This window comes from Nocardia sp. NPDC051463, assembly GCF_040681975.1.
Taxonomy (GTDB): Bacteria; Actinomycetota; Actinomycetes; order Mycobacteriales; family Mycobacteriaceae; genus Nocardia.
In genome coordinates this window covers 20,941-31,851 of the sequence record NZ_JBFBAB010000046.1, presented here as the reverse complement: position 1 = coordinate 31,851, position 10,911 = coordinate 20,941, and the positions used below count along the sequence as shown (strand labels likewise).

General features: G+C 66.7%; 11 protein-coding genes. 8 read left to right on the top strand and 3 right to left on the bottom strand.

The features are described from left to right. Positions 1–192 precede the first annotated feature (192 nt). A complete protein-coding gene (locus AB0M74_RS33850; protein WP_366530382.1) occupies positions 193–891 on the bottom strand; it encodes a nicotinamide mononucleotide transporter family protein in 699 nt (232 codons plus the stop codon). A 163-nt stretch (positions 892–1,054) separates the two neighbouring features. On the opposite strand from AB0M74_RS33850, the gene AB0M74_RS33845 reads away from it, so the two are divergent. The 4 genes from AB0M74_RS33845 to AB0M74_RS33830 all read left to right on the top strand — a co-directional run bounded on the left by AB0M74_RS33845 (position 1,055) and on the right by AB0M74_RS33830 (position 4,685). Continuing rightward, positions 1,055–1,873: an ABC transporter ATP-binding protein gene (locus AB0M74_RS33845; RefSeq protein ID WP_366530381.1), complete on the top strand. Its 819-nt coding sequence runs from the start codon at positions 1,055–1,057 to the stop codon at positions 1,871–1,873. Continuing rightward, positions 1,870–2,616: an ABC transporter permease subunit gene (locus tag AB0M74_RS33840; RefSeq protein ID WP_366530380.1), complete on the top strand. Its 747-nt coding sequence runs from the start codon at positions 1,870–1,872 to the stop codon at positions 2,614–2,616. Before AB0M74_RS33845 ends, AB0M74_RS33840 begins: the two co-directional genes overlap by 4 nt. After that, positions 2,613–3,506, top strand: a complete 894-nt coding sequence (locus AB0M74_RS33835; protein ID WP_366530379.1) for an ABC transporter permease subunit — start codon at positions 2,613–2,615, stop codon at positions 3,504–3,506. Before AB0M74_RS33840 ends, AB0M74_RS33835 begins: the two co-directional genes overlap by 4 nt. A gap of 75 nt (positions 3,507–3,581) precedes the next feature. After that, complete coding sequence (locus AB0M74_RS33830; RefSeq protein WP_366530378.1) at positions 3,582–4,685, top strand: ABC transporter substrate-binding protein; 1,104 nt, start codon at positions 3,582–3,584, stop codon at positions 4,683–4,685. Positions 4,686–5,157: 472 nt separating this feature from the next. Here the strand turns inward: AB0M74_RS33830 and AB0M74_RS33825 are convergent, their stop codons facing one another. Together AB0M74_RS33825 and AB0M74_RS33820 are read right to left on the bottom strand one after the other, a co-directional pair. Continuing rightward, positions 5,158–6,177: an XdhC family protein gene (locus AB0M74_RS33825; protein WP_366530377.1), complete on the bottom strand. Its 1,020-nt coding sequence runs from the start codon at positions 6,175–6,177 to the stop codon at positions 5,158–5,160. A gap of 13 nt (positions 6,178–6,190) precedes the next feature. Continuing rightward, complete coding sequence (locus AB0M74_RS33820; protein WP_366530376.1) at positions 6,191–6,844, bottom strand: NTP transferase domain-containing protein; 654 nt, start codon at positions 6,842–6,844, stop codon at positions 6,191–6,193. A 150-nt stretch (positions 6,845–6,994) separates the two neighbouring features. Here AB0M74_RS33820 and uraD point away from each other — a divergent pair, with 150 nt between their 5' ends. Genes uraD through AB0M74_RS33800 form a run of 4 tightly spaced genes read left to right on the top strand, consistent with a single transcriptional unit; the run spans position 6,995 to position 10,083 of the window. After that, entirely contained in the window at positions 6,995–7,498 is a 504-nt protein-coding gene (gene uraD / locus AB0M74_RS33815) for a 2-oxo-4-hydroxy-4-carboxy-5-ureidoimidazoline decarboxylase (RefSeq protein ID WP_366530375.1), read from the top strand. Further along, positions 7,495–7,812: a hydroxyisourate hydrolase gene (gene uraH, locus AB0M74_RS33810; RefSeq protein WP_366530374.1), complete on the top strand. Its 318-nt coding sequence runs from the start codon at positions 7,495–7,497 to the stop codon at positions 7,810–7,812. Before uraD ends, uraH begins: the two co-directional genes overlap by 4 nt. Before the next feature lie 7 nt (positions 7,813–7,819). Then, positions 7,820–8,725, top strand: a complete 906-nt coding sequence (gene pucL / locus AB0M74_RS33805) for a factor-independent urate hydroxylase (protein ID WP_366530373.1) — start codon at positions 7,820–7,822, stop codon at positions 8,723–8,725. Then, a complete protein-coding gene (locus AB0M74_RS33800; RefSeq protein WP_366530372.1) occupies positions 8,713–10,083 on the top strand; it encodes an 8-oxoguanine deaminase in 1,371 nt (456 codons plus the stop codon). The genes pucL and AB0M74_RS33800 overlap by 13 nt, the downstream gene beginning before the upstream one ends. Positions 10,084–10,911: the final 828 nt, after the last annotated feature.

Below are 10,911 nucleotides of genomic sequence, written 5' to 3'. Positions count from 1 at the left end.
ACAAGCAAGTCACAACATTCAACGGCGGCAGCGCCATCGCAACACTCCACGGGGTTCAAGGGGTGGGTGTTGCATCCACCCCTTGAACCCAGGGCCGCATTCGACCGCCATATGACTACGCTCGGCCAGTTGCCGGAGTGGATAGCGCAGCAATCTATCTGGATAGGGCACTAGCGAGCGAAGCCACAGCGGCTACGAAAGACGCGTGAGCGGCACCGCGTCATGCTGTTGCGTCGGCTCGACGACCGGACGCAACGTTCGCGCCCACACGACGAAGCCCCAAGCAACGAAGCCCGCATAGACCAGATACAGCGTGGCCGACGGGTAGTAGCCGGCCTGCACCAGCAGCGGCACCCCGACCAAATCGACGGCGATCCAGATGAGCCAGAACTCGGCGAGGCCACGGGCCATGCCGTAGGTGGCGAGCACCGAGCCGGTGAAGATCCACGCTTCGGCCCACGGCCCATAGGAGCCGATCAGGGCGAAGAGCTGGGCAAAGACTGCGGTGCCGATCAGCATGGCCGCGCCGAGCAGCCAGCGCTCCCGCGTGCTCGCCCAGCGCGGATCGACGCCGCGGTGCTCCAGCCCGGTTTCGATGCGGGCATGGCGGTACCAGCTCCACCAGCCGTAGACGCTGACCGCGACGAACATCAGCTGGCGGCCGGCCTGGCCCGCCATATTCAAGTGCTGGGGTGTGTGGAAGACGCCGCCGACGAAAACCGTGAACAACAGCGCGTTGCCCGCGATCCCGATGGGCCAGGCCCAGACCCGCCGCCGCATGCCACCGATCGCCGAGGCCAAACCGAAGCCGTTGCCGATCACCTCGCGCCACAGGATCTCCGAGCCTGCGATATGCAGCTTGGCGTCGAGCAGCGCATAAATCGGGTTCACGACCGGTGTAACCGTCGGCGGGCGGTTTCTCATCCGCCCGGCGGTATTCCGTTCAGTCGGATTCGAACGGACAACGGTCCGGACGCGCCGTGCGTAACGATTGCGCAATCTGGGGTGGCGATTTGCAATATCCGTGCAACGACCTGCTCTTAGGGTTTGTTATATGAGCACGGCGAGCGATACCGGCGAGCAGGCGCCCATCGGGGGGACGGGCATCCATATCAGCGGGTTGACGAAGACCTTCCGCGTCGGCAGACGCACGGTGCACGCATTGGATTCGGTGGATCTGCATACCGAGCAGGGTGCGTTTCTTTCGCTGCTCGGGCCGTCGGGGTGCGGGAAGTCGACGGTGTTGCGCATCCTGGCCGGATTGGAGACGCCGACGGCGGGCAAGGCGCTGATCGACGGTGAGACGCCCGCCGAGTTGCGCGGTCATCACGAGCTCGGCATCGCGTTCCAGGATTCTGCACTGCTGCCGTGGCGCTCGGTGGAGTCCAACATCAAGCTGCCCCTGCAGGTCGCGGGTCTCAAACCCGAACCGGACCAGATCGCCGATCTGGTCCGGCTGGTCGGGCTGGACGGCTTCGAGAAGGCCAAACCCGCGCAGCTGTCCGGCGGTATGCGGCAACGAGTCTCGATCGCGCGCGCACTCGTGGTGAAGCCGACGGTGCTGCTGCTGGACGAGCCGTTCGGCGCGCTGGACGACATGACCAGGCAGCGCCTCAATCTGGAGTTGCTGCGGATCTGGACCGAGAAGCCCGCGACCACGCTGATGGTTACGCACGGCATCGCGGAGGCGGTATTCCTCTCCGATGTGGTCGCGGTAATGAGCCCGCGGCCGGGTCGCGTGCTCGAGCTGGTGAAAATCGAGCTGCCGCGCCCGCGCACCCCCGAGATGATGCGGACTCCCGAGTTCCACAAGTTGCACGACTATCTCTCGGAGCTGTTGTTCGGTAAGTCGGGTAAGGGCGGCGTCGCATGAAACACGCGGGCGGTCTGCTCGGCATCGTCGGGCTGATCGCGATCTGGTGGCTGCTCGCGGCGCTCGAGGTGGCGGGCGGCACCATTCCGAGCCCTTGGCACGTGCTGGACACCATGTACAACGACGGCTGGGCGCTCTACGGCCCGAACTTCCGGATCACGGCGTGGGGTGCGCTGAAAGGCTTCGTGTGGGGTAATGCGCTCGCCATCGGGCTGGCCATCCTGATCATGCTGATTCCGCCGATCGAACCGCTGGCCACCCAACTGGCCATCCTCAGCTATTGCACGCCGCTGCTCGCACTCGGACCGATCATCCTGGTGGTCTTCGGCGGTCGCACCCCGACGGTGTTCCTCGCCGCGATGTATTGCTTCTTCACGACCATGGTCGGAACGGTGACCGGTCTGCGCTCGGCCGACCAGACCAGCCTCGACCTGGTGCGTGCCTACGGCGGCGGGCGCTGGCAGCAGTTGTATCGGGTGCAGGCGATCGCCGCGCTGCCGAATACGTTCGCGGCGTTGAAGATCGCCGCGCCCTCCGCCGTGCTGGGCGCGATCATCGGTGAATACCTCGGTGGGGTGGACAGCGGCATCGGGGTCGCGCTGACCGCCGCCCAAACCGCGTACAACGTGCCGCGCACCTGGGGCATGGCACTCGCGGCCGCTGCATTGGCCGGACTCGGGTACGCGATTGTCGCGTTGGCCGCCCGGCTGGTCGCGCCGTGGACGACACAGGAGGCCCGATGAGCGACCGATCCGATGAACGGAACCCGACCGCGGCCACCGCCCCGGCGGTCACCGCCGACACCCCGGCGCGGCCGGGCGCGGCCGCGGGAACCATCGACGTGCTCCGGAGGATCGGGCACTTCCTGTTCCCGCTGTTCACCTCGCTGCTGCTGATGCTCGCCATCTGGTACGTCTTCCTGAAGGCGTTCCCGCAGGTCGGGCCGCGGGTCGGCAAGACGCCGAGTGATATCTGGAAATACCTCGTGACCTCGGACAACGCTGGCACGGCGCGGCAGGCGATCTTCGACGATCTGCAGATCACGCTGCGTGATGCGGCGATCGGGTTCGGGCTCGGGATGGGGGCGGCGCTGGTGGTCGCCGCGCTGTTCGTCTCGTTCGCGGCGGTCGAGCAGACCTTCCTGCCGGTCGCGATGTTGCTGCGGTCGGTGCCGCTGGTGGCGCTTACCCCGATCATCGTGCTGGTGTTCGGGCGTGGGCTCGCCGGTGTCACGGTGATGGCCGCGATCGTGGTGTTCTTTCCGGCGCTGGTGATGATCATGGCGGGATTGCGCAACGCGCCACAGCATGCGATAGACCTGGTGACCGCTTACGGAGGCTCGCGCTGGACCGGGTTGCGGATGGTCGCGGTCCCGGCCGCGCTGCCCTCGGTGTTCGCCGCGGCTCGAATCTCGGTGCCCGGCGCACTGATCGGCGCCCTCCTGGGTGAATGGCTCGGCAGCGGCACCGGTCTCGGCGCGAGCCTGATCCGCGCCATCCCGACCTTCCAGTACAACAAGCTGTGGGCGTCGATCGTCATCGTCACTATCGTGTCGGTGATCCTGTACGCGATCGTCGGCGTGATCGAAAATCTCGTGCTCGCTCGATTCGGACCGGAAGCCGGTCGCCGTTGATCGTCAATTCGGGAAAATCCTTGCTCGGAACCCCAAAGTAAAGAAATCGAAACGGAATCGACCTAGATTCGGCGCATGACAGAGTTCGATTCTGTGACACAACGCTCTTCGTTCGGGCCGCACCTGGACCGCCGTTCGTTCCTCCGCTACTCCGCGCTGGCCGGAGCCGTGCTGGGCGGCGCCGGGCTGCTGGCCGCCTGTGGCTCCGATTCCAGCAGCTCATCGGGCGGCTCGATCGACGATGGTTCCCAATACGGCACCGTCGCGATCCAGCTCTCCTGGTTGAAGAACATCGAATTCGCCGGTGAATACTTCGCCGATTCGAAGGGTTACTACAAGGACGCCGGTTTCGGGTCGGTCAACTTGATCGCGGGTGGCGCCGCGAGCACCTCGGTGGAGGCCGGGCTCGACACCGGAAAAGTGTGGCTGGGCACCTCGGCGCCACAGACCACCGCGCCCGCGATCCTGGAGGGCCTGCCCGCGAAAATCGTCGCGACCACCTATCAGAAGAACCCCTTCGCGATCGTCAGCTCCGCGGCCAAGCCGATCAAGACGCCGCAGGACATGAAGGGCCGCAAGATCGGTGTGCAGGACACCAACCAGCTCATCTTCGGTGCGCTGCTGACGGCCAACGGTATGAAGCCGAGCGATGTCACTATCGTGCCCGCGCAATTCGATCCGACCCCGCTGGCCAACGGCGAGGTCGACGGCTGGGTCAGCTATGTGACCAACGAGCCGATCACCTTGGCCGCCAAGGGATTCGAGAACAACCACTTCTTGTTCGCGGATTACAATCTGCCGCTGGTCGCCGAGACGTTGACGGTCGAACAGTCCACCATCGACAAGGAACGCGACAAGCTCAAGGCTTTCCTCATCGCTGAGATCAAGGGCTGGAAGGACGCCATCGGGAACCCGGAGGAATCGGCCAGACTGGCCGTCGAGGTGTACGGCAAGGATCAGAAGCTCGATCTTGCCGAGCAGACCAAAGAGGCGATCGCGCAGAACGGTCTGGTGGTTTCGCAGGACACGACGGCCAACGGGCTGCTGAGCATGACCGATCATCTGATCGAGCAGAATATCGCCGCGCTGCGCAACGCCAAGATCGACATCAAGGCCGATCAGCTGTTCGATCTGTCCGTGCTGCGCGAGGTGTACGCCGAGAATCCCGGTTTGAAGTAGGCGTACCTCCGCCTTCGCTCCGGCCGTGCGCGGTCTAGGGGCGGACTTTGTCCGGCTGGTTCGAAGTAGGCGTACCTCCGCCTTCGCTCCGGCCGTGCGCGGTCTAGGGGCGGACTTTGTCCGGCTGGTTCGACGGAGGCGTACCTCCGTCGTCGTTCCGGCCGTGCGCGGTCTAGGGCGGGCTTTGTCCGGCTGGTTCGACGGAGGCGTACCTCCGTCTTCGCTCTGGCCGTGCGCGGTCTAGGGCGGGCTTTGTCCGGCTGGTTCGACGGAGGCGTACCTCCGTCTTCGTTCCGGCCGTGCGCGGTCTAGGGCGGGCTTTGTCCGGCTGGTTCGACGGAGGCGTACCTCCGCCTTCGCTCTGGCCGTGCGCGGTCTAGGGCGGGCTTTGCCCGGCTGGTTCGACGGGTGCGTGCTGCTGCGTTCGTTGTGGCGGTGCGCGGGGTGGGGCGGAGTTGTCCGGCTGCGCCTATTAGGCGAACGCCTGCTCGGTATGTAGGGGGTCGCTGTGTTCGGATAGGTGGCGTCCGGTCCGACCGGACCGGGCGGCAAGTAGTTGTGCGGCGATCGAGACCGCGACCTCGGCGGCGGTTCGTGCGCCGAGGTCGAGTCCGGCGGGGGAGTGCAGGCGGGCAAGGGTGGCATTGTCGAAGCCGCCCGCTTGGAGGTCTTCGATGCGCCGGACGTGGGCGGCCCGCGAACCGATCGCTCCGAGATAACCGAGCTCGGGCAGTCGCAATGCGACCGTCAGCAGGGGGATCTCGAACTTCGGGTCGTGCGAGAGCACGACGATCCCGGTACTGCTGTCGATTTCACCCGCCGCCGACAGCGTGTTGAGGTAGCGGTGCGGCCAGTCGACGACCACCTCGGCGCCAGGGAAGGCATCGGGGGTGGCGACGCTGTCGCGCGAGTCGCAGATAGTGACGCGATAGCCGAGCAGGTTCGCCTGCACGGTGAGTGCCGCGGCGAAGGCGTTGGCGCCGAAGATGAGCAATCGTGGTGGTGGCGGGAACGAGGCGACGAACAGATCCGATTCGGGCAGTGCGACCAGCTCGGTGGCGTGCCGCTTGTCGGTGACCAGATGCTGACCGATCAGGTCCGCGTCCGGATTCCACACCACCGTGAATACGGTTACCCGGCGGTGGGCCGCGATTTCGGCTGCGACAGTGGGGAATTCGGGAAAATCCCGGCGGGAGAACGGCTCGATGAACACATCGATCATGCCACCGGAGTCCAAGCCCGCCTCACCGATGGGAACGCCGAAACGGTGCAGTCCGCGCCGGCCGGTGCGAGCTGCCTCGACGGCGGCGTCGTAGATGGTCGATTCGACGGAGCCGCCGAGCACCGAGCCGTAGAGGGAGCCGTTCGCGTCGACCAGGATCGCTGAACCCACCGGCAGTGAACCGGAACCGACGGTGCGCACGATGGTGGCCAGCCCTCCGGTACGTCCGGAATGCCATAGTCGCAATAAATCGTCGACAATGTCACGCATCAGTTAGCTCCGATCACCGTGCGGCCGAGGCCGGGTAATCACGATCGTTCCCCGTCGCCAAATCGTCGCACGTGACGCACACCATATCGTTCTTACCGGACAAATAGGTGCGGGCGCCCGAATCTCCTACGGCTTCCTTGCACGCCGTGGTCCAGTGCCTGTGCGCGAGTACAACGGGGTGCCCCGGTGTGTTGTGGAACACAGCGCGGGCCAGGCCGCTCGGCGCGGCGAAGGCGGCGGCGGTGACTCTGGCGACCACGTCGGCTCCGACATCGGGGGTGTCCACCGGCATGATCGCCGCGTACCCGGCGGCGGTATCCGCCGCGGCGATCAACCCGGCCCGGAACGAGGCGCCGAGTCCGGTGGCCCAGTCCGCCGCCCACACGTGGCGCACGCCAAGGGGTAGGTCGACGATATCCGGCGACGGCCCCGTCGCGCCGAGCACCACGATGATCGGATCGCAGCCGCCATCGCGCAGTGCCGTCACCGCCGCACGCAGCCAAGCGCCGTCTTCGGCGAGCACCTTCGGCATTCCATAGCGCGTTCCCGCGCCTGCTGCGAGCACAATGCCTACGCACGCGGGGGTGTCGGCGGCGCCTGCCCGGCCCGCACCAGGTGCTGGTTCGGCGCCCTGTTCAGTGCCGGCGCCGTGGTTGGGAACACCCATGTATAAAACGGTAGTCCGCCTCCGTGGCCAGCAGGTTTCCCACAGGTGGTGTGCATCCGTAGAGCCATCTCGGCGCGTCTACACGACACGCCGGACGCGATCTCTTCCATTCGAGTGGCAAGCCGGCTGTTCGTATTCGATGCTGGACCGATGACACAGGACGGGGTCGGGCTGGCGCCGTTCAACGCCCTGCCCGAGACGGACGCCGTCGCGGCATTGCTCGATTGTTGCTCGGTGCCCGCGTGGGCCCGTGCGGTGGCATCCGGGCGACCCTATGTCACCGTCGAAGTTCTCCTCGACACGGCCGATGCGGTACTGGCCGAACTGCCCGAATCGGAGATCGACCGCGCACTCGACGGGCACCCCAGGATCGGGGACCGGCCGGACACCGCGGCGGCGGCCCGAGAGCAGGCCGGCGTGGCCATCGCCGCGGATTCGATACGGGCCGCGCTCGCCGAGGGCAACCGCGCCTATGAGCAGCGGTTCGGTCACCTCTACCTGGTGTGCGCGACCGGCAAATCCGGGGCCGAGCTACTCGAGCTGCTGCACGCCAGGCTCGGCAACGATCCGCAGAACGAAAGGCGCGTGATGCGAACAGAATTGGCGAAGATCAATCGAATCCGATTGCGCCACCTGCTGGGTGCCACCCCATGAGCACGCTGAGCACCCATGTACTCGATGCGGTTCGTGGTGTGCCCGCGGTGGGCGTGGCGGTGGCGCTCCACGCCGGCCCGGAGGGGCTCGATGCGGGCGTGACCGATGCCGACGGCCGGATCGGCGCACTCGGCGGGCCCCTCGCGGCAGGCACCTATCGGCTGGTGTTCGATACCGGTTCGTATTTCGCACTGCAGCAGGTCGACTCGTTCTACCCCGAGGTCTCGGTCACGTTCGTCATCACCGAGGAGCGGAACTACCACGTCCCGTTGTTGCTGTCGCCCTTCGCCTTTTCCACCTATCGAGGGAGCTGATCCATTCATGGAACTGACCGGGCCGATCGTGCTGTCGGACAACCGGTACGGCAAGGCCGAGAACCGTGTCGTCCGCATCTATCGCGACCAGGTACGCCACGAGATCCGCGACCTGAACGTATCCACGGTGCTGCGCGGTGATTTCGCTGACGCCTACATCAGCGGTGACCAGTCGAAGGTGCTGCCCACCGACACCCAGAAGCACACGGCGTACGCGTACGCGAAGAAGCCGGGGATCCAGACCATCGAGGATTACGCGCTCGCGTTGGCCGGGCACTTCGTCGATGACATCGAGCCCGTCGACAGTGCGCGCATCGAGGTCGAAGAGTATGCCTGGCAGCGGGTTTCGGTCGACGGCAGCGAACACGACCACACCTGGACCAGATCCGGCCCCGAGGTGCGCACGGCAACGGTCACCGTCGCGGGCAAGGGCAGCGACCAGCGGGCCTGGGTGATCGGCGGTGTGCGGGACCTGGTGATCCTGAAGTCGACCGGCTCCGAGTTCGCCGGCTTCCTCACCGACGAATTCACCGTGCTCGCACCGACCCACGACCGCATGCTGGCCACCTCGCTCGTGGCGCAGTGGCGCTTCGCGACTACTGCCGGCGTCGATTGGGACGCGGTGTACACCGGTGTCCGCGCTCGGTTGGTCGAGACGTTCGCGACGCTGCATTCGAAGGCATTGCAGCAGACGCTGTTCGCGATGGGGGCGGCCGCGCTGGCGGCTTATCCGGTGCTCGCCGAAATCCGGCTCGCCGCACCGAACAAACACCACTTCGACTACGAACTGGGCAGATTCGGCATCGATACCCACGGCGAGGTGTTCCACGCCGACGATCGGCCCTATGGGCTGATCCACGCCACGGTGTCCCGCGAAGACGCGCCCGACGGGGGGCCGGCATGGCAGGCGTGAGCGAACCGTCGCTGGTCATCGACGGGTGTGCTGTCGCCACGGTCGATCCGGCGGGCACCGAGTTCCGCCGCGGCTATGTGACAGTGCACGGCAACAGGATCGGCGCGGTCGCCGCAGGTGACGCCCCCGATTTCGGTGGTGTGCCGCGCGTCGATGGGCGTGGCTGCCTGCTCACTCCCGGCCTCGTGAACACCCATCACCATCTCTACCAGTGGATCACCCGGGGTTTGGCAGCGGACAACACCCTGTTCGAGTGGCTCACCACGCTCTACCCGATCTGGGCCGGCATCGACGAGCAGGCACTGCGGGTCGCCGCAACCGGAGCCTTGTCGGCGCTGGCGCGTACCGGCTGCACCACCACAGCCGACCACCATTACGTCTTTCCACATGAGGCCGGTGACCTGCTCGGAGCGGAAATCGCGGCTGCCGAGGAGGTCGGGCTGCGCTTCCACCTGTGTCGCGGCTCGATGGATCTCGGCGCGAGTTCCGGTGGGCTGCCACCGGATCGCGTGGTGGAATCGCTGGACACCGTGCTGGCCGCGAGCGCGGAGGCGATCGCCCGCTGGCACGATCGGTCGTTCGATTCGATGCTGCGCATCGCGCTCGCCCCATGCTCGCCGTTCTCGGTCACCGCGGACCTCATGCGGGAATCCGCCACGCTCGCCCGCGATTCCGGGGTGCGCCTGCACACCCACCTGGCCGAGACGCTCGACGAGCAGGATTTCTGTGCGGCGCAGTTCGGTTGCACCCCAGCGGAATACATGGAACAGCTCGGCTGGATCGGCCCCGACGTCTGGTTCGCGCACGCCGTGCACCTCGACGACGCGGCCATCACCTCGATCGCGCGGTCCGGCACCGGCATCGCACACTGCCCCACCTCCAACAGTCGCCTCGGCGCAGGTATCGCCCGCACCGCCGACCTGGTCGCCGCGGGAGCGGCCGTCGGCCTCGGTGTGGACGGCGCGGCCAGTAACGAGTCCAGCTCGATGATCGAGGAGCCACGCAACGCCCTCCTCTACGCCCGTGCCATCGGCGGCCCGCGGGCACTGAGCGTCCGAACGGCCCTGGCGCTGGCCACCATCGGCGGCGCCCGAGTACTCGGCCGCGATACCGAGATCGGCTCGATCGAACCGGGCAAGCTTGCCGACCTGGCCCTGTGGCGACTCGACACCCCCGCCCACGCGGGCATCGACGACCCGGTCACCGCACTGATTCTCGGCTCGGCCCCACCGCTGGCCGCATTGATCGTGAACGGACGCGAGGTCGTGCGCGACGGTGCGGTTCGGACCGTCGACGAGCAGACGGTCGGAGCCCAGGTAGCCCGGGCGCAGGCGGCGCTGATCGCGAAGGCGGGCTGATCCGACCCGGCTGCGCGGTGACGTTCATGGCGGATGCGACTCGATGCGGAGGCGGGTCGAATCCGCCGCCGGATAGCCTCGGTGTCGGCGGCATCCGTTGCGGACGTGGAGTGAGGCAGACCCAGTCTGCGCGAGAGCGGACGTTCATCGCGGATGTGGCCGGATCGGGGTTGTCGACACCGAGGTACGAGTGAAGGGGGCCGATGGTCCGAGCGAGCATGCCCGCGTTCACGTCGAGGTGCGATTCGGCGTGGGATTGCGGCGGATCGACGCACCTGTACCTCCTCCTGGAACGTCGGCTGAGCCTGGCCGGAATCACGCAACCGGTGTCGCAGGCTGTTCAGTGAATTCAGCATCGCGGTGCATTCTGATCTGCGCCGCCGAATTCGCCCGACCAGGACTGGCGGGCGTGGCCGAGTCGACGTTTGCACTGGATAGATTCGGTGTGGAGGGTGCCGCATCGGAGTCGTCGGCCTCGAGAGTGCCCATTCGAGCAGGTTGTATCTACTGTCTGTGACCAGAGGGGATGCGGCGTCGGATCGGCCTCGAGGCGACCGCCCGTGGCGAGGACGTCGAGGTTCGCACAGGGTTCGTGCGGTGGGCATGTTGAGCGGAGCGAAGGAGTCGGGCGGCTGGGGATCGGTGCGGGCGGCCACCCTGAACGGTCGGGCTCGGAATGTAGCCGCGACAAGGGCGGGGTGGGAGGCTGGACGATGTCCGGTTCGGGCGGCCGGCTCGGTTGTATGGAGGTGATCCTGGACGGTCGAAGAGGGCATGGCGGTATCACGGCGCGGTGAGCTGGTGAATGGCGCGACGCTGGTCGGGAGC